The 19623-nt window shown below is 62.5% G+C and carries 14 protein-coding genes; 7 read left to right on the top strand and 7 right to left on the bottom strand.

All coding sequences use genetic code 11. The features are described 5' to 3' along the window. Positions 1-620: 620 nt before the first annotated feature. The 5 genes from iolD to NCR93_RS09270 all read right to left on the bottom strand — a co-directional run bounded on the left by iolD (position 621) and on the right by NCR93_RS09270 (position 7667). Positions 621-2504, bottom strand: a complete 1884-nt coding sequence (gene iolD / locus NCR93_RS09290) for a 3D-(3,5/4)-trihydroxycyclohexane-1,2-dione acylhydrolase (decyclizing) (protein WP_175982734.1) — start codon at positions 2502-2504, stop codon at positions 621-623. Next, positions 2501-4492, bottom strand: a complete 1992-nt coding sequence (locus NCR93_RS09285) for a bifunctional 5-dehydro-2-deoxygluconokinase/5-dehydro-2-deoxyphosphogluconate aldolase (RefSeq protein WP_175982733.1) — start codon at positions 4490-4492, stop codon at positions 2501-2503. The genes iolD and NCR93_RS09285 overlap by 4 nt, the downstream gene beginning before the upstream one ends. 13 nt (positions 4493-4505) lie before the next feature. Then, positions 4506-5291, bottom strand: a complete 786-nt coding sequence (locus NCR93_RS09280) for an ATP-binding cassette domain-containing protein (protein ID WP_008341966.1) — start codon at positions 5289-5291, stop codon at positions 4506-4508. Between the two features lie 14 nt (positions 5292-5305). After that, complete coding sequence (locus tag NCR93_RS09275; RefSeq protein ID WP_008341964.1) at positions 5306-6472, bottom strand: ABC transporter permease; 1167 nt, start codon at positions 6470-6472, stop codon at positions 5306-5308. Between the two features lie 142 nt (positions 6473-6614). Beyond that, complete coding sequence (locus tag NCR93_RS09270; protein ID WP_008341961.1) at positions 6615-7667, bottom strand: sugar ABC transporter substrate-binding protein; 1053 nt, start codon at positions 7665-7667, stop codon at positions 6615-6617. Between the two features lie 200 nt (positions 7668-7867). Here NCR93_RS09270 and NCR93_RS09265 point away from each other — a divergent pair, with 200 nt between their 5' ends. From NCR93_RS09265 to NCR93_RS09250, 4 genes are all read left to right on the top strand, one after another. Continuing rightward, positions 7868-8746 (top strand): MurR/RpiR family transcriptional regulator, encoded by an 879-nt coding sequence (locus NCR93_RS09265; protein WP_008341959.1) that lies wholly within the window; start codon positions 7868-7870, stop codon positions 8744-8746. Next, entirely contained in the window at positions 8736-9740 is a 1005-nt protein-coding gene (gene iolG / locus NCR93_RS09260; RefSeq protein WP_250532206.1) for an inositol 2-dehydrogenase, read from the top strand. Before NCR93_RS09265 ends, iolG begins: the two co-directional genes overlap by 11 nt. Further along, a complete protein-coding gene (locus NCR93_RS09255) occupies positions 9737-10753 on the top strand; it encodes a Gfo/Idh/MocA family protein (protein ID WP_175982732.1) in 1017 nt (338 codons plus the stop codon). The genes iolG and NCR93_RS09255 overlap by 4 nt, the downstream gene beginning before the upstream one ends. Positions 10754-10817: 64 nt before the next feature. Continuing rightward, the gene (locus NCR93_RS09250) at positions 10818-11045 is read left to right on the top strand and encodes a sulfurtransferase TusA family protein (RefSeq protein ID WP_008341954.1); all 228 of its coding nucleotides are present in this window, start codon (positions 10818-10820) and stop codon (positions 11043-11045) included. Positions 11046-11133: 88 nt separating this feature from the next. On the opposite strand, the gene galU is transcribed toward NCR93_RS09250, so the two are convergent. Both galU and NCR93_RS09240 read right to left on the bottom strand, forming a co-directional pair. Then, positions 11134-12015: a UTP--glucose-1-phosphate uridylyltransferase GalU gene (gene galU / locus NCR93_RS09245; RefSeq protein ID WP_008341953.1), complete on the bottom strand. Its 882-nt coding sequence runs from the start codon at positions 12013-12015 to the stop codon at positions 11134-11136. Between the two features lie 78 nt (positions 12016-12093). Continuing rightward, positions 12094-14961: a valine--tRNA ligase gene (locus NCR93_RS09240; protein ID WP_239295368.1), complete on the bottom strand. Its 2868-nt coding sequence runs from the start codon at positions 14959-14961 to the stop codon at positions 12094-12096. A 215-nt stretch (positions 14962-15176) separates the two neighbouring features. On the opposite strand from NCR93_RS09240, the gene NCR93_RS09235 reads away from it, so the two are divergent. The 3 genes from NCR93_RS09235 to NCR93_RS09225 all read left to right on the top strand — a co-directional run bounded on the left by NCR93_RS09235 (position 15177) and on the right by NCR93_RS09225 (position 19593). Beyond that, positions 15177-16385 carry a hypothetical protein gene (locus NCR93_RS09235; RefSeq protein ID WP_175982730.1) on the top strand — a complete coding sequence of 403 codons (1209 nt, stop codon included), beginning with the start codon at positions 15177-15179 and terminating at the stop codon, positions 16383-16385. Positions 16386-16471: 86 nt separating this feature from the next. Then, complete coding sequence (locus NCR93_RS09230; RefSeq protein WP_008341949.1) at positions 16472-18838, top strand: UvrD-helicase domain-containing protein; 2367 nt, start codon at positions 16472-16474, stop codon at positions 18836-18838. Next, positions 18835-19593 (top strand): 5'-methylthioadenosine/adenosylhomocysteine nucleosidase, encoded by a 759-nt coding sequence (locus NCR93_RS09225; protein WP_250532205.1) that lies wholly within the window; start codon positions 18835-18837, stop codon positions 19591-19593. Before NCR93_RS09230 ends, NCR93_RS09225 begins: the two co-directional genes overlap by 4 nt. Positions 19594-19623 lie beyond the last annotated feature (30 nt).

Below are 19623 nucleotides of genomic sequence, written 5' to 3'. Positions count from 1 at the left end.
GCTACCGCTTCGAGCGAACGGGAGAGATCAGCTTCCGGACGCCAGATTCAATATACAAGTAACCAAAGAAAGCAGCTTCCGATACGCCCGCGGTCACACGCAATTTGGGTAGTCCTCTCGTCGATCGTGGGCTGCCTAAAGAGTGCCCTCAAACACCTAATCGGGCTTGGCCCGCGCACGGTCTGCCACCTCGCACCACACACCAAACTGGTTCAGCACCAAATAGCTCCAGCCCGCTTCGCGGCCGACCGGTCAAGCGGGTCCGCGCGTGCTTCTCTACTAACGTCTCCATCTCACTGCAATCGCCGCCCTTGGGTTTCCCTTGCAGACCCGGCGGCAGCGCGCAGCGCTGTGCCGATACCGTTTCGTGCTGAACCAGCGCGCTCAACGTTTTCGGGCGGCGGACCGTGCGCGAGCCAAGCCCGGTTGGTCCTTTGAGGGCACTCTTTAGGCGAGTGCCGCCTGGGACGAGAGAACTACCCAAATTGCGTGTGACCGCGGGCCGTGACGAGCTGCTTTCTTTGGTTACTTTCTTTGCAGCAGCAAAGAAAGTGACTGCCGCCCCGCACAGGGGCAACGCCAATAGACCGACGCGATCACAGGCTTCCATAGAAGCTCAATCAAACACTACGAGCTTTGACGGCCTGCTCATAGGCCTCACGCGCAACGACGACAGCCGCGCGATCCGACACTTCAGGAACGGCGACTTCCCACCACCATCCACCTTCCTCGGTAGTCCTCGAAGGATCCGTATCGATAGAGATGAGATAACTGCGATCCGCCGCCCGCGCGCGCTTCATCGCGACGATAAGCTCATCGATGCTGGAAACATGCTCCGCCAAAGCCCCGAGCGACCGCGCATGCATCGCGAAATCGATCTCCGGCGCCCCAAGCGCGCCCTGCTTGCAATCATCGATGAGATTGTTGAACGGCGCCCCGCCACAAGCCTGCTGCAAGCGATTGATGCACCCGAATCCGCGATTGTCGAGCAACACCACGATCAACTTCGCGCCGAGCATCACCGACGTAGCGAGCTCGCTATTCATCATCAGATACGAGCCGTCGCCGACAATCACGATCACTTCGCGCTCGGGCCGCGCGAGCTTCACGCCCAGTCCGCCCGCGACTTCATAGCCCATGCACGAATAGCCGTATTCGACGTGATAACCGCCCGGCGCGCTGGTGCGCCAGAGCTTCTGCAAATCCGCGGGCAAAGTGCCCGCAGCACACACGACGATATCGTTGGCTGAAGAAGCATCGTCCGAGCGCTGCACCGCGCCGATCACATCGGCTTCGCGCGGCAGCTTGCCATCCGCGACGGGCGTGTTCGTCACATGCGCCACGGTCTCGCGCCATTCATTCGCAAGCCGATGCGCGCGCGTCGTCCATTGCGGCGATGCGTGCCAGTCGCCGAGCGCCTCGGACAACGCTTCCAGCGCGGCACGCGCATCCGCCTGCACGGCGAGCGCGTTCTGCTTGAGCGCATCGAACGGATTCGCATTGACCGCGACAAGCCGCGCCTGCGTGAATAGCGTGTTCGATCCGGTCGTGAAATCCTGTAGACGCGTGCCGATAGCAAGCACGCAATCGCTCGCATGCGCGAGTTCGTTCGCAGCGGTGCCGCCCGTCACGCCGATACCGCCGACGTTCAACGCATCGTCCCAGGCCAGCGCGCCTTTGCCCGCCTGCGTCTCCGCGACGGGCACGCCATGCCTGTGCGCGAACGTGCGCAACGCATCGGTCGCGAGTCCGTACAGCACGCCGCCACCCGATACGATCAACGGCTCGCGCGCTTCACGCAGCATCGCGGCGGCGCGTTCGATCTCGCGCGGAATCGGTGCCGGCGCATGAAACTCGACGGCGCGCGGCTCGAAGAACGAAGCAGGGTAGTCGTACGCCATCGCCTGCACGTCCTGCGGCAACGCGAGCGTGACCGGGCCGCATTGCGCCGCATCGGTGAGCACGCGTATCGCGCGCGGCAATGCGCTCAACAATTGCGCGGGATGCACGATGCGATCGAAGTAACGCGATACCGCCTTCAACGCATCGTTAGCGGAGACGCCGCCATCGTGACCATCCTCCACTTGCTGCAACACCGGATCGGGCGCGCGCGACACGAAGATATCGCCCGGCAACAGCAGTACCGGCAAGCGGTTCACATGCGCGAGCGCGGCCGCCGTCACGAGATTGGTCGCGCCCGGACCGATAGACGTCGTCACCGCCATCATGCGCCGCCGCATATGCGCCTTCGCATACGCGATCGCGCCATGCGCCATCGCCTGCTCGTTGTGCGCGCGATACGTCGGCAATTCATCGCGATGCCGATACAACGCCTCGCCCATACCCGCGACATTGCCATGCCCGAAGATCGCGAACACGCCGCCGAAAAGCGGCTCGCCGTGTTCGGTGCGAAGCGCCGCGAGATAGCGCACGAGCGCTTGCGCGGCGGTCAGTCGAATGGTCGAACTCACTGCAGTCTCCGATTGCGTTGCACGCTGGTTCATGCGGCTTGCTCCTGTGTCACTCGAAGTTCTGCGCCCGAAGACGAACGCGCCTCGCGCCATGCATCGATCAGCGCTTCGAACGTGCGTCGCACGCGCGCGATCAATTCGCGGTCGTCGATCTCATTGGCGAGCCACGCATGACTCGGCTCATGAAAAATCGTGCGCCCGACGGTGAAGCCCTTGCACGTCTTCGAGGATGCCGCCGCTGCGAAGCCTTCACGCAACTGATCGACGCCCGCCGACAAGCCCAGCAGCACGACGCCACGGCAATACCGATCGCGCTGCGCGATCAGCGCATCGATGGCTTGCCATTGCTTCGCGCTCATCGGTTCGAGCTTCCACCATTCCGGATAGATGCCGAGGTTATAAAGACGCTTCAACGCGCGATACACGGTGTCGTCTTCAATCGGTGGCCCGTTCTTCGGCACGATCACTTCGAGCAGCAGTTCGTTGCCGCTTGCCTGAACGGCATCGTAGAGCGCGCGCAACTGCGCTTCCTGTTCGAGACGCACGTCATGCGGATGATCGGGGTGATATTGCACGAGACACTTCGCGACCTGCTCGCGCGGCCACTGCGCGAGCGTCGTGCCGATGGAGCGGCCATGATCGAATTCGAGCGGCATCGAGCCGGGCAATTCGACCGGCCGGCCGATCCACCAGCCGCGTCCCGTCGCCGCGTTCAACGCATCTTGCCCGTAGCGATCGTCGATCAACACGCCAATGCGTCCTTCGAGCGCGAGTTCTTTCTCCGTCTGTGCAACGGCTTCGACGAACAGGTTTTTCAACGTCGAGATGCGCGCTTCGCTCGCGCCCGTTTGCTGCGCGAGATCGAAGAACTGATTGCGATGATCGAACGCGAAGCCGAGCACTTCGTCCCATTGCTTGCGCTTCGGACTCACGCGATGCAGACGCGCGAGCTTTGCATCGCGATCGGGGCGGCGCATGCGCGCGGGGTCTTCCTTCGCCGCGGCGAGAAAGTAATCGAGCTCGGCGGGCGTGGGCATCGCGGGCGCGCAGCCGTGACGCGACACGACGAGCGCGCCGCATGCATTGGCCGTTCGCGCGCAGGCTTCGAGCGGCTCGTCGCGCAGCCATCCCGACAAGAAGCCTGAAGCGAACGCGTCGCCGGCGCCGAGCACGTTGAGCACTTCCACTTCGACGCCGCCATGAACCGGCGCATCGTCGATGGACGACGGCACCGCGCCTTCGATGATCGAACAGCCGAGCGGCCCGCGCTTCACGACGAGCGTCGCGCTCGTGACCTTGCGGACCATCGCGAGCGCATCGATCAGACGGTCCTTGCCCCCCGCGATGCGAAACTCTTCTTCCGTGCCGATGACGAGATCGATCAACGGCAGAATGCGCTGCAAATGCGCAGTGACGCCTTCATTCGCGATGAAGCGCGTCTCGCCATCCGCCTTGCCCGTGAGACCCCACAAGACAGGCCGATAGTCGATGTCGAGAATCGTGCGAACGTCGTTGCTTCGCGCGTGGTCGAGCGCGCGACGGCTCGTGCGGTTCACCTGTTCCGTCGAGAAGTGCGTGCCCGTAATGAGCAGCGCCTTCGATGACGCGATATACGCTTCATCGAAATCCTGTTCGTCGACGGCCATGTCCGCGCAGTTCTCGCGATAGAACACGAGCGGAAACGTGTCGCGGTCTTCGAGGCCGAGCAGCACGAGCGCGGTGAGCCGGTCACGATCGATGCGAACGTGACTCACATCGCAGCCTTCGCGTTCGAGCGTCTCCGTGAGAAAGCGCCCCATGTGATCGTTGCCGACGCGCGCGAGCATCGACGCATTCAGCCCGAGCCGCGCGCAGCCGAACGCGATGTTCGCCGACGAGCCGCCGAGATACTTCGCGAACGTCGATACATCTTCGAGCCGCGCGCCGACATTTTGCGCATAGAGATCGACGGCGAGGCGGCCGAGACACACGATATCGCGCGTGCGATCCGGCGCGAAGCGAGAGGGATTTTGCGTTGGCATGGATTCAATGTCCTCAGATCGTCGCGCCTTCGAGTTCGGTCATCATCTGCTGCATTTCTGCGCCGCCCGCCATCATGTCGAGCACTTCGTTCTTGCTGATGTTGTCCTTGGTGAACGTGCCCATCGAGCGGCCGCGATTGAGCAGCGTGAACGAATCGCCGATCGGATAGGCATGGTGAACGTTGTGCGTGATGAAGATCACCGAGATGCCTTTTTCTCGCGCCTTGTGGATGAGCTTCAACACATTGAAGCTCTGCTTCACGCCGAGCGCGGCGGTCGGTTCGTCGAGGATCAGCACGCGCGCGCCGAAGTGAATCGCGCGGGCAATCGCGAGACATTGCTTCTCGCCGCCGGACATCGTGCCGATCGGCTGATGCGGATCGCGCACATTGATGCCCATTTCGGCGAGCTTGGCGCGCGACGTTTCGGCGGCGAGATCGAGGTCCATCACGCTGATGCCGAAGCGCTTCTTTTGCGGCTCGCGTCCCATGAAGAAGTTGCGCGCCACCGATAGCAACGGCACAAGCGCGAGATCCTGATACACAGTCGCGATACCGAGATCGAGCGCTTCTTTCGGCGAGTCGAAATGCACGGGGTTGCCATCGACGAGATAGTCGCCGGAAGAGGGCTGATGCACGCCTGCGAGCGTCTTGATGAGTGTCGATTTGCCCGCGCCGTTATCGCCGAGCAGACAATGCACTTCACCGCGTTTGAGCCGCAACGTGACGCCGTTCAGCGCGATCACCTTGCCGAAGAACTTGCTGACGTTTTCGAGCGCGAGGATGTTGTCGTCTTGCATGTTCGTTGCTCCTCTCATTGAGCCTGGGACACGCGGCGGCGCACGTAGTGATTGAAGAGCACGGCGATGAGCAGCATCACGCCAAGGAACACGCGGAACCAGTCCGAGCTCACGTTCGTATAAGTGATGCCGATCTGCACGACACCGAAGATCAGGGCACCGAAACATGCGCCGACGACCGATCCGTAACCGCCCGTCAGCAAGGTGCCGCCGATGACCGCCGCGATGATCGCTTCGAATTCCTTCTGCAAGCCGCGATCCGCCGCCGCCGAGCCGATATCGCACACTTGCAGCACGGCGAAGAGGCACGAGCAGAACGCGGTGAGCACGAAGAGCGATATCTTCACGCGCTTCACCGGCACGCCGACGTTCTTCGCGGCATTCGCATCGCCGCCGACCGCGAGAATCCAGTTGCCGTAGCGCGTCTTGGCGAGCACGAACGCGCCGACCGCCGCGAGCGCGAGCCACCAGATGATGACTTTCGGAATGCCCGGCACGAGCGGCTGGCCGCTGTCGAGCAGCTTGCCGATGCCCATGTGCGCGAGCCAGGTGAACAGGCCGTGAAACGCGACGCCATGAAAGAGCGTGTCGGCGATGGGATCGGCCTGGGCGAGATCGCCGACGCCCGAGATGATGGTCCGGTCCGCGAACATGATCGACAGCGCGAGCGTGAGGCCGCGCAGAATGAACAGGAACGCGAGCGTGACGATGAACGACGGCAGGCGCGTGCGCATGACGAGATAGCCATTCAATGCGCCGAGCAGCATCGACATGACGAACGCGAAGAGAATCGAAAGGGATAGCGGCCAATGAAAATAGACCGCCGGCAACGCGACCATCATGCCCGCGAAGCCGATCATCGAGCCGATGGACAAGTCGAACTCGCCCGCGATCATGAGCAGACACGCGCCGACCGCGAGCAGGCCGAGATAGGCGGCCACTTGCGACCAGTTCATCACGCCGTCGAGGTTGAACATGCCCGACGATCCCGCGCCGAAGCCGAACACGATGAAGACGAGCACGGTGCCGGAAATGGCCGCGAACTCCGGGCGATTCAGCAAATGACCGAACCACGACGTGTGGCGTACGCGCTCATCCGAGGGCTTGGCCTGGTCAGGTGTTTCAGCGTTGTCCTGCTGACGGTTCACGTGAGGAGGGTAGTGTTTGCCGGCTACGCCCATGATGGCTCCTTGAGACTCGATGTCGATGCGGTACCGATGCGCGCGTCGCCGCCGCGTCCGCGAACGGACGCAGCAAGGCGCGCTGAACGTCGATAAAAGCGGGCGGTGCGCGAAGCGCCGCCCGAATCAGGTCACGCCGGGATCAACGATATTGACCCGCGTACTTCACGACCTTGTCGAGATTTTCTTTGGTGATGAAACCCGGGCCCGAACGAATGTTCTTCGGTCCGTACGACGGCTGCAATCCGTAGGTTTCGAGGCGCGCCTTGAACTTCGGATTGGCTTCGAGAAGCTGACGGATCTTCGCCGGATCGGTCGTATGTTCCTTCTTCACGATCGCGAGCACGGCCACCGGGATATAGCCTTGCAGATACGGCTGCTGATCGATCGCGAACTTGATCGTGCCGTCCTTGATGGCCTTCGCGATGTCGTCCGAGAAGTCGAAAGTCACGAAATACACCTTGTTTTGCAGGCCCATTTGCGTGACGGCCTTGAGCGTCGCGGATGCGGGCGTCGGTCCGAGCGTGAGGATCGCGCCCGTATCCGGATGATTGCGCAGATACGCCGATACCTTCGACTGAATCTCGGTCGGGTCTTGTCCCGAATCGATCGTCGATGCCTTGTAGTCGATGCCGAGTGCGTCCGCGAAGCCCTTGCAGCGATCGAACGACACCGTGTTCGTCGCGATGTGATTCACGCAGACGAACGACTTCACGCCCGCGGCCTTCGCCTTCTCGCCGGCCGCCTTGCCCGCCACATATTCCGGCTGGCCGACGTGCATGATCGCGCCCAGTTGCGCGCTCTGTTCCTCGGTGCCCGAGTTGATCGTGACGAGCGGAATCTTCTTCGCCGTGACCTTGTTGATGGCGCTCTTCAGCACATCGAAGTCGGCGATGGTCGTGATGACGCCATCGTAGTTGCGCGCGGCGGCCTGCTCGATCAGGCGCGACATGTCCGCGATGTCGCCGTTCGGCGGATTGCGGTAGTCCGTCTGCACGTTGAAGTCTTCGTCGGCCTGCTTGATCGCGTTCTTGATGGTGTTCCACCAGGAATCCGAGTCCGGCGCGTGGCTGATCAGCACGAACTTCGCGTCGGGCGCCGCGTGTGCGGGACTCGCCGCCATCATCGATGCGCTGCACAACGCAGCAGCAGCCACCAGCGCGCGCAGCGCGGCCCGACCGTTGCAAATGGTCATTGTCTCCACCTATCTCGGTTGTTGTTTGGTGTGATGTTTCGCGAGCCGACCCTTCGATGTGCCGTGCTCAGGACCAAGAGTAGGTCAGTTTTCGGTGGCCTGCAATAGAAATTTCATTGGTGCGGCAAATGGAAAATACATTCCAATTTGCTTGCCGTGTTCCTATAATCGGTTCACGACGAACATCGAAAGAGCCTGTGATGGATGAGACCAGCACCGACGTGCAAAGCGTCGACGAACTGATGCAGCGGATCACCGACGCCTACGACTCGCTGCCGCGCCAGTTGAAGAGCGTCGCGACGTATATCGAGCAGCATCGGCCAAGCGTGATGATGGATCGCACGAGCGATATCGCCAACGCGTGCGGCGTTCATGCGTCGGCGGTCGTGCGGTTTGCGCAGCGCTTCGGTTTCTCCGGTTTCTCCGACTTGCAGGCCGTGTTCCGGCAGGCGTACACGGGCGCGGGCGGTTCGCAGCAGACGTATCAGCAGCGCATACGCAAGCTCATCGACGAGAAGGCGGGCGATGCGTCCGGCGTGTCGGTCGCGCGCGAGTTCATCGCGGCGAGCCGCACGGGTCTCGACGAGCTCGAAGCCGGTCTCGACGACGCGCAGTTCGAAGCCGCCGTCGAGATGCTTTCGCAGGCGGAGAACATCTACGTGATCGGCGTGCGCCGGTCGTTCGCGGTCGCGAGCTACATCGTCTATGCATTGCAGCACACGAAGAAGCGCGTGCATTTGATCTCGGGCTTCGGCGGCATGTTTCGCGAACAGGTGCGCAGCGTGAAGAAGGGAGACGTGGTGATCGCGATCAGCTTCGCGCCCTACGGCAAGGAGACGCAATATTGCGTGCGCGCCGCGCAGCATCACGGCGCGGCGACGCTCGTCATCACCGATAGCCAGCTTTCGCCGCTCGCGCGTCACGCGAGCGCGAGTCTGTTCGTGAAGGAGGGCAGCGCGTTCGCGTTTCGCTCGCTCACGAGCACCATTTGCCTGTGCCAGGCGTTGTTCATCGCGCTCGCGTACCGGCTCGAGTTGAACGTTGAGGAATCCAAGGAGACAGGTGGCTATGACGATTGATGTGGCGGTGTTTGGGGCGGGGCGCATCGGCAAGATTCACGCGGCCAATCTCGCGCGGCAACCGGGCGTGCGTCTGAAATACGTCGTCGATGTGAATCGCGACGCGGCCGCCGCGCTCGCGAAAGCGCATGGCGCGACCGTCGCCGATGTCGATGGCGCGATGGGCGATGCCTCCGTCGGCGCGACCGTCGTGTGTTCGAGCACGGATACGCACGCGGATCTGATTCTGGCGTCGGCGGCGCAGAAGAAGCATGTGTTCTGCGAGAAGCCCGTCGATCTCACGACCGAGCGTGCGCGCGCGTGCGCCGATGCTGTCGAGAAGGCGGGCGTCGTCTGCATGATCGGCTTTCAGCGTCGCTTCGATCCGACGTTCTCGGCGTTGAAGGCGCGTATCGACGGGGGCGAGATCGGCGATCCGGAAATGCTGATCGTGACGAGCCGCGATCCGGGCGCGCCGCCGGTCGAGTACATCTTGCATTCGGGCGGCATCTTCAAGGACATGCTGATTCACGACTTCGACATCTTCCGCTGGATTCTCGACGACGAAGCCGACACGCTGCACGCGACGGGCAGTTGCTTGAGCGATGCGGCCATCGCCGAAGCGGGCGATATCGATTCGACCGCGGTCACGATCCGCACGAAGCGCGGGCGTCTGTGCCAGATCAATACGGCGCGGCGCGCGGCGTATGGCTACGATCAGCGCTTCGAGCTGCTCGGCAGCGCGGGCATGCTGCAGGCTGGCAATGTGCGGCCGACGGAAGTCACCGCGTACACGTCGGCGTCGGTGTCGAGCGACAAGCCCGAGGCGTTCTTTCTCGAACGTTATCGCGCGGCGTATGCGGCGGAAATCGCGCATTTCTTCGATGCGGTCAGCAACGGCAAACCGGTGCGAACCACCGTCGCCGATGGCCTGAAGGCGCTGGAACTCGCCGAAGCGGCGACCTTGTCGTGGCGCGAGAAGCGCATCGTCAAGCTCGGGGAGAACGTCGCATGAGCGCGGTGCGCTTCGGTATCGCCGGACTGGGGCGGCTCGGGCGCCGGCATGCGGAGAATCTCGCGTGGCGCGTGCCGGGCGCGAAACTCGTCGCGGCGTGCAGTCCGGTTGTGAACGAGCGCGAGTGGGCTTCGTCGAGTCTTCCCGAGTTGTCGCTTTATGCGGATTACGATGAACTGCTCGCCGATGCCTCCGTCGATGCCGTGTGGCTCGTCACGCCGACGTCGCTGCATGCGCGGCAGATCATCGCCGCGTTGCGCGCGGGCAAGCATGTGTTCTGCGAGAAGCCGCTGTCGCTCGATCTCGCCGAATGCGACGCGGTGATCGAAGAGCACGCGCGGCATCCGCATCTGCAAGTGATGATCGGCTTCGTGCGGCGCTTCGATGCGAGCTATCGCGATGCGTTCGATCGCGTCGCGAGCGGCGCGATCGGCCGGCCGTTCATGGTGCGCTCGCAGACCTGCGACAAGAACGATCCCGATGGCTTCTTCGTGCGATTCGCGCCGACATCGGGCGGGCTGTTTCTCGATTGCAGCGTGCACGACATCGATCTTGCGCGCTGGCTGCTCGGCAATCCGCGCGCGAAACGCGTGTATGCGAGCGGAACCATCGCGATTCACGAAGGCTTGCGCGAGTGCAATGACATCGACAATGGCGTGGGCACGATCGAGTTCGATGACGGACGGCTCGCGGTGCTGTATGCGTCGCGGACGATGGCGCATGGGCACGACACGCAGACGGAAGTGATCGGCACGGCGGGCGCGCTGTCGGTGGGACGCAATCCGCGGGCGAATCGCGTGGAAATCGCGGATGCGCAGGGCGTGCGCAATGCCTGCACGCCGACGTTCTTCGAGCGCTTCGAGGATGCGTTTTTGCGCGAGGCGCAGGCGTTCGTCGGGTTGCTTCGGCAAGGGCAGCCGACGGGGCTGACGCTCGACGATGCAAGAGAGGCGACGCGCATTGGTATTGCGATGCGGCAGGCTTATGAGAGTGGGCGGGCGGTGGAGTTTTGACCTCTGCGTTAAAATCGAACCTTCACGAGCGCTCCCCTCACCGGCAAACAAAGGTTCAATCGCGATGGAAGTTCACAAGGAAGTCGACGCGCGCGGGCTCAACTGCCCGTTGCCGATTTTGCGGGCAAAGAAGGCGCTCGCCGACATGACGAGCGGTCAGATTTTGAAAGTGCTCGCGACCGACCCGGGATCGCAACGCGATTTCGCGGCCTTCGCGAAGCAGACCGGCAACGAGATCGTCGAATCGACCGCACAGGACAAGACGTTCATCTTCCTGATGCGCCGGCGTTGAAGCCAACGAACGCACAAGCAAACGCCCAAAAGCAAAATGCCCGTCACGCAGGTGACGGGCATTTTTTTCAGCCGATCCGGCCAGAAAGTCAGTCTTCGAGAATCGGCGCGCGATTGCGCAGATATTCCTCGAATTCCTGCTTCACTTCCGGATGACGCAGCGCGAACTCGACCGTCGCCTTCAGATAGCCGAGCTTGCTGCCGCAATCGAAGCGCGTGCCCTGATACTTGTACGCGAGCACTTGCTCATCCGACAGCAGCGATTGAATCGCGTCCGTCAGTTGCAGTTCTCCGCCCGCGCCCGGCTTCAGCGCGCGAATGTGATCGAAGATGCGCGGCTTCAGCACGTACCGGCCGACTACGCCCAGGTTCGACGGCGCCACGGCGGGTTCCGGCTTCTCGACGATTCCCGACAGCTTGAAGATGTTGTCTTCCCATTCCTTGCCGTCGATGATGCCGTAGGACTTCGAATCCTCCGGCGGGATTTCTTCGACGCCGATCACCGAGCTGTGATAGTGATCGAAGACTTCGATCATCTGCGACATGACGGGCGGCTTGCCGTACAGCAAGTCGTCCGCGAGGATCACGGCGAACGGATTGTCGCCGACGAGCTTCTCCGCGCAGAGCACAGCGTGGCCGAGACCGAGCGCTTCGGCCTGACGCACGTAGAAGCAGTCGACATGGCTCGGCTTGATGCTGCGCACGAGTTCGAGCAGCTTGTCCTTGCCGCGCGCTTCGAGTTCCGCTTCGATCTCATAGGACTTGTCGAAGTGATCTTCGATGGCGCGCTTGCTGCGTCCCGTCACGAAGATCATTTCGGTAATGCCGGCCGCCATTGCTTCTTCGACCGCGTACTGAATCAGCGGCTTGTCGACGACAGGCAGCATTTCCTTCGGGCTGGCCTTGGTCGCGGGAAGGAACCGCGTGCCCAGACCTGCGACGGGGAAAACCGCTTTGGTAACTTTTAGCATGTGATGACCCTGATCCTCTTAATCAATGAAACGTCGAGACAGACGGAGCGGATCGATAAATGATTCGAACCCTCAAATTCAAGCAGGCAGACGCAATAATTGGGCCTGAAGCTTCTCGATAGTGGTTCCGTATTCTGCCAGCCTTTTACGCTCCTGTTCAACGACAGCGGCCGGCGCTTTTGAAACAAAGCTTTCGTTTCCGAGTTTCGCGTTACATTTTGCGATCTCGGTCGTCAGACGGTCCACTTCCTTGGTCAGGCGCTCGCGTTCCGCGGCGATATCGATTTCGACTTTCAACACGAGCTTGCTCGTGCCGACGATCGCGACGGGCGCGCCATGAGCTTCCTTGTCGAGGGCGGCTTCGTCGTCGATGATCTTCACTTCGGAAAGACGCGCGAGGGCAGCGATATACGGTGCGAACGCGGTGAGGCGCGCCGCGTCGCCGTGCGCGAGCAACGGCACCTTCACCGCGGGCGACAGATTCATTTCGCCACGTAGATTACGACATGCATCGATGACACTCTTCAGTTCGGCAGCCCACTGTTCTGACGATTCATCGATCTTTTTCTGCTCGGCGCGCGGATAAGGCTGCGTCATGATCGAGACTTCGCCTTCCTTCGCGCCTTGCGGGAAGGCGTCGGTGAGAGGGGCAACCTTCTGCCACAACGCTTCCGTGATGAAAGGAATGATCGGATGCGCGAGGCGCAGCACCGTTTCGAGCACACGCAAGAGCGTGCGACGCGTCGCCCTCTGCTGCTCGGGCGTGCCGGTCTGGATCTGCACCTTCGCGAGTTCGAGATACCAGTCGCAGTACTCGTCCCACACGAATTTGTAGATCGCGCTCGCGACGTTGTCGAAACGATAGTCCGCGAAACCCTTTTCCACTTCGGCTTCCACGCGCTGAAGCAGCGACACGATCCAGCGATCCGCCTGCGAGTAATCCGTGTAGCCGCCAGGGCCGCAATCGCCTGGCTTGCACGCGCCCGGATTCGCAAAACCGCAATCGTGGCCCTCGCAGTTCATCAGCACGAAACGCGTGGCGTTCCAGAGCTTGTTGCAGAAGTTGCGATAACCCTCGCAGCGCGCGAGATCGAAGTTCACGTTGCGGCCGAGGGTGGCCATCGAGGCCATCGTGAAGCGCAGCGCGTCGGTGCCGAACGACGGAATGCCTTCGGGGAATTCCTTGCGCGTCTTCTTCTCGATCTGCGCGGCGGCCTTCGGATTCATGAGGCCGGTCGTGCGCTTGGCGACGAGCGATTCGAGGTCGATGCCATCGACGATATCGATCGGGTCGAGCGTGTTGCCCTTGCTCTTCGACATCTTCTGGCCTTCGGCGTCGCGCACGAGTCCGTGCACATAGACGGTGTCGAACGGCACCTTGCCGGTGAAATGCGTGGTCATCATCACCATTCTGGCGACCCAGAAGAAGATGATGTCGAAGCCTGTCACGAGCACCGACGACGGCAGGAACGCCTTCAATTCCTTCGTCTCGTTCGGCCAGCCGAGCGACGAAAACGGCACGAGCGCGGACGAGAACCAGGTGTCGAGCACGTCTTCATCGCGCTTGAGTGCGCCTTTGTAGCCTTGCGCGTCGGCTTCGGCGCGGGCTTCTTCTTCGGTCTTCGCGACGAAAATCTCGCCGTTCTCGCCGTACCACGCGGGAATCTGATGGCCCCACCACAACTGGCGCGAAATGCACCAGTCCTGGATGTTTTCGAGCCACTGATAGTAGGTGGTCGTCCAGTTCTCCGGCACGAACTTGATCTGGCCGTTGCGCACGACATCGAGCGACGTTTCCGTGATCGACTTGCCCGGATTGAAGGTGCCTTCGGGCGCCGGCTTGCTCATCGCGACGAACCACTGGTCCGTCAGCATCGGTTCGATGACCACGTTGGTGCGGTCGCCGCGCGGCACCATCAGCTTGTGCGGCTTGACGGATTCGAGCAGGCCGAGCGCTTCGAGATCTTTCACGACGGCTTTGCGCGCGTCGAAGCGATCCATGCCGCGATATTTTTCAGGCGCGTTGTCGTTGATCTTCGCGTCGAGCGTGAGAATTTCGATCTGCGGCAGCTTGTGGCGCTGGCCGACGGCGTAGTCGTTGAAGTCGTGCGCGGGCGTGACTTTGACGACGCCGGTGCCGAATTCGCGATCGACGTATTCATCGGCGATGATCGGGATTTCGCGATCGCATAGCGGCAACGTCACCGTCTTGCCGATCAGATGCTGATAACGCTCGTCTTCCGGATGCACCATCACGGCGGTGTCGCCCAGCATGGTTTCCGGGCGCGTGGTCGCGACCGTCAGATGACCGGAACCGTCCGGCAGCGGATAGTTGATGTGCCACAGGCTGCCGTTTTCTTCTTCGCTCACGACTTCGAGATCGGACACGGCGGTGCCGAGCACCGGGTCCCAGTTCACGAGCCGCTTGCCGCGATAGATCAGCCCTTGCTTATAGAGCGTGACGAACACGTCGCGCACGGCGGCCGACATCTTGTCGTCCATCGTGAAGTATTCGCGCGACCAGTCGATCGATGCGCCCAGACGCCGAACCTGATTCGTGATGGTCGAGCCGGATTGCTGCTTCCACGCCCAGACGCGCTTCAGAAACTCTTCGCGGCCGAGGTCATGGCGCGAGATGCCTTGCGCATCGAGCTGGCGTTCGACGACGATCTGCGTCGCGATGCCCGCGTGGTCCGTGCCCGGCACCCACAGCGTGTTTTCGCCCAGCATGCGGTGATAGCGCGTCAGGCCATCCATGATGGTCTGGTTGAACGCGTGCCCCATGTGCAGCGTGCCGGTGACGTTCGGCGGCGGCAACTGGATGGAGAAATTCTTCGCGCCTTCCTTGAACGTGGGAGCGGCGTATCCGCGCTTTTCCCATTCCGGGCCCCATTGGGACTCGATGTTTTGAGGCTCGAAGCTTTTTGCCAGTGTGTTGTCGCTCATGTCGTCGTTCGTCTAGATCTGAAAGCAGGGAATCCGTCAATTATAGCGGTGCCCACGTGGCCTACTCGTACGGTGCCCGAGTGCCCCGTAAGAGCGATATCTGGAAGTAATTGTCAAAAGCGCGCTCTGTCCCTGTATCGCAAAAAGCCATGGTTCTACGCTGGCGGATTCGCACGCGTGCATCCGGCACGAGTGGCGCAAGAGAAAGGGGCGAGATGACCACAGATCAGGAGTGTCAGAAGGTTAGCGTCGCGGGCATGGTCCGCTTGCAGACTTTGGCAGCGTTGAATAGTTGCGGCTATATCGACGATAAAACGGCCCTGCGGGTGCTAGAGTCGATGGACCAGATGTCCGAGATCGACCTGCGCTTCGATTCCGCGCGCGCGATGCTCGACTGGCTCATTCAAGAAGGTTTCCTGGATGAGCAAGCGGCGGAAGCGGCGGCGGTCCGTTTCGTGGAAACGCTGGAGACGGACAAGGCGCCCGAGGACTTGTTGCAGTACGAGTCGGTCGTCGGGCAGATCGACCCGCGTTTCCGGGCGCCATTCGCGGCGTTCGCCGCGCGCACGCGCAAGAAGGTGAAACGTCGCATGATCGGATACGCATCGGCGTTTTGCGTGATCTTCGCGGCGGTCGGGGCCTACACCCTCTGGTCGGCGAGCACGCCATCCTGCGCGGCAACCAGCACGAAGGACGCGCTGTTCCGGATCGGCGTTCAATCGAAGACCGATCTCGCCACGAAGCGTCCGGGCCTGTCGCTGAACGATGACCGCGATTTGACGCCACGATTTTCGGATTTCCAGGAAGTGGGCTACGACGATGGCGACAGATCGCGCGGTTGCACAGCGGTCATCAAAGCGGGGGAGGCGACGAGCCCCATAAGCTACGTGATCCGGCCCAGGGAAAAGAATGGTGAGTTCGAAGTGCACACCTATCCGTACGAATACGTGGCCGCGCGCTACAACGAGGCCGGGCTGAACAAGGCGCTGGGCGCCCCGCTCGGCCGCGACGCGATTCGCGCGGCGGTCATCGCGGGAATCAAGGGAATCGACGATCGCGTGGGCAGACGGTCGCCGTCGCATCACAAACCGGTGTACGGGGAAGATGTGCCGAGGACGATGGAAGCGAGGGTCATCGGCGTGCTTCCGGCAGCGGATTGCCGCAGGATCGATGACCATTCCTACGCATGTCCGGTTTTGGTCGACTATAAGGACGATCTGTTGAGCGTTATCGGTGCGATGCCATACGTGCAGCTCAAGGGCGAATTCGTGTTCGAGCGGGATCGGGACGCCTGGAAAGTGGCGAATGGCTTCGATGACAAATTTCTGAACACGCTTGTGAACGGACGTGTGCGAAATACGCTAGGCGCGGACGCGGCCCAGAAAATGCAACAATCCATGGAAAGTAGGCCGTCTGCGCCGTAATCGAGTGTCGGCTGCGATGGGCGACGCGGAAAGTCGTCGAAGAACCGGACATTTATAATGCTCGCTTACCTCGACGCCTCTTTCCCATGCCCGACCTGCTCGCGAATCTGAATCCCGAACAACTCGCCGCCGTGACGCTCCCGGACGAGCCCGCGCTCATTCTCGCGGGCGCCGGCAGCGGCAAGACGCGCGTGCTCATCACGCGCATCGCGTGGCTGATCCAGCAGGGCTACGCGTCGCCGCCGACCGTGCTCGCCGTCACCTTCACGAACAAGGCCGCGCGCGAGATGATGGCGCGCCTGTCCGCGCTGCTGCCCATCGATACGCGCGGCATGTGGATCGGCACGTTTCACGGCTTGTGCAACCGCATGCTGCGCGCGCATTACCGCGACGCCGGCCTGCCGCAGACATTCCAGATTCTCGACACGGCCGACCAGCTGTCCGCGATCAAGCGGCTGATGAAAGGCCTGAACGTCGACGACGAGAAGTATCCGGCGAAGAATCTGCAGTACTTCATCAACAACGCGAAGGAGCAGGGCCTGCGTCCGAAAGACGTCGACGCCACCGATGCGTTCAATCGCAAGTTCGTCGAGCTTTACGAAGCCTACGATCAGCAATGCCAGCGCGAAGGCGTCGTCGATTTTCCCGAGCTGCTGCTGCGCTGTTATGAACTCCTCGCGCACAATCCGCCGCTGCGCGCGCATTATCAGGCGCGCTTTCGCAACATTCTCGTCGACGAGTTTCAGGACACGAACAAGCTGCAGTACGCGTGGCTCAAGCTGCTCGCGGGCGAGCACAACGCGATCTTCGCGGTCGGCGACGACGACCAGTCGATCTACGCGTTCCGCGGCGCGAACGTCGGCAACATGCACGATTTCGAGCGCGAATTCCGCGTGCGCAATCTCATCAAGCTGGAGCAGAACTATCGCTCGCACGGCCATATTCTCGATACCGCGAACTATCTGATCGCCAACAATGCCAACCGGCTCGGCAAGAATCTGCGCACCGACGCGGGACACGGCGAGCCGGTGCGCGTCTACGAGGCCGCAACGGATTCGCAGGAAGCGGGCTGGATCGTCGAGGAAATCAAGGCGCTCATCAATACGGGCGTGTCGCGCGGCGAGGTCGCGGTGCTTTATCGCAGCAACGCGCAGTCGCGGACCATCGAACATACGCTCGTGAACGCGGGCATTCCGTATCGCGTGTATGGCGGTCTGCGCTTCTTCGAGCGGCAGGAAGTGAAGCATGCGCTCGCGTATTTGCGTCTCATCGACAATCCGAACGACGACACCGCCTTCGCGCGCGTCGTCAATTTCCCGACGCGCGGGATCGGTGCGCGCTCCATCGAGCAAGTGGCCGACGCGGCGCGTCTCTACAACTGTTCGATGGCCGCCGCCGTGCCGTACGTCACCGGCAAGGCGGGCACGAGCCTCGGCGCATTCGCGACGCTCATCGCGAAAATGCGCGCCGAAACGCAGCAGATGAGCCTGCCGGAAACCGTCGAATACGTCGTGCGCGCGAGCGGTCTCGCCGCGTTCTACGAAACCGAGCGCGAGGGCCAGGATCGGCTCGAGAACTTGCAGGAACTCGTGAATGCGGCGGCGGCGTTCGTCAGCGAGGAAGGCTACGGGCTCGATACGCCCGCGCGCTCCATTCCGCTGCGTCCGGGCGCGTCGGCGCTGCCGGAGATCGTCAGCGAGGACGGCGAGATCGAAGTGCTCGATGCGCCCGGCATCGCCGATCCCGCGCAGAATCCCGACACGATGACGCCGCTCGCCGGTTTCCTGTCGCACGCATCGCTCGAAGCCGGCGACAACCAGGCGCAGGCCGGCCAGGACGCCGTGCAACTGATGACCGTGCACGCGGCCAAGGGCCTCGAATTCACGGCGGTGTTCATCACCGGGCTGGAAGAGGGCTTGTTCCCGCACGAGAACAGCGCACAGGAATCGGACGGGCTGGAGGAAGAGCGGCGTCTCATGTACGTGGCGATCACGCGCGCGAAAGAGCGGCTTTATCTGTCGTTCGCGCAGAGCCGCATGCTGCACGGCCAGACGCGCTACAACATCCGTTCGCGTTTCTTCGACGAATTGCCCGAAGGCTCGCTCAAGTGGCTCACGCCGAAGATGGAGGCGGGCGCGCGCTGGGGCGGACGCGCCGACAACGCCGGCTGGGGCCGCGACTGGTTTGCGCGTCCCGGACAGGAGCGCGGCGGTTCTTCCGGTTATGCGCGGGATCAGGGCGCCAGCGCGGCATTGCCGTCGTTCGCCAACGAGCAGCGCGCGGCGGAATCCGGCTTCAAGGTCGGCCAGGCCGTGTTCCATACGAAGTTCGGCGAAGGCACCGTGACCGCGCTGGAAGGCTCGGGCGGCGACGCGCGCGCGCAAGTGCGCTTCAAGCGCCACGGCGAAAAGTGGCTCGCGCTGGCCGTGGCGAAACTGCAGGCCGTCGAATGAAGACGAAGCGGCTCGGCATCATGGCGGCGCTGCCGCAGGAACTGGGCGACCTCATCGCGCAGATGCGCTCGGCAGGCGAAGTTCGCACCGTGACGCTCGGCCAGCGCGAGTATTACGTCGGCGACGCGCATGGGCTGCCGGCCGTCGTCACGCTCGCGCGCATCGGCAAGGTGGCGGCGGCCGCGACCGCGAGCGCGCTCATCCATGTGTTCGAAACCGATGCCATCGTTTTCACAGGCGTCGCGGGCGGCGTGCGGGCGGACGTGCAAGTGGGCGATGTCGTCATCGCCGATGCTTTGCTGCAGCATGATCTCGACGCATCGCCGCTCTTTCCGCGCTACGAAGTGCCGCTGCTCGACCGCGCGCGCTTCGAGGCCGATCGCGCGCTTTCCGATGCGCTCGCCGCCGCCGCCGATGCGTTCATCGCCGACGAGGGCGGTACGCTGACGGAGCGCTTCGCCGTCGCCGGGCCGCGCGCGCATCGCGGGCTGATCGTGAGCGGCGATCGCTTCATCGCGAGCCACGACGCGCTCTTCGGCTTGCGCGACGCGCTGCCCGACGCGCTCGCGGTCGAAATGGAAGGCGCGGCCATCGCGCAGGTCTGCTACGAGCACGGCGTGCCGTGCGCGGTCGTGCGGACCATTTCCGATGCGGCGGACCCCCCCGCGCCGCTATCGTTCACCGAATTTCTGACGTCGATCGCCGCGACTTACTCGTCGGGCATTTTGTCGCGCTTTCTCCGCGCTGCCGGCTGATCGAGCGCCGAATCCCACGCGGACGCGGCT

The sequence above is a fragment of the Caballeronia sp. ATUFL_F1_KS39 genome, assembly GCF_023630985.1.
In the GTDB taxonomy this organism is placed as follows: Bacteria; Pseudomonadota; Gammaproteobacteria; order Burkholderiales; family Burkholderiaceae; genus Caballeronia; species Caballeronia zhejiangensis.
The sequence above is the reverse complement of the archived record's forward strand: the minus strand, read 5'-3'. Positions and strand labels throughout refer to the sequence as shown.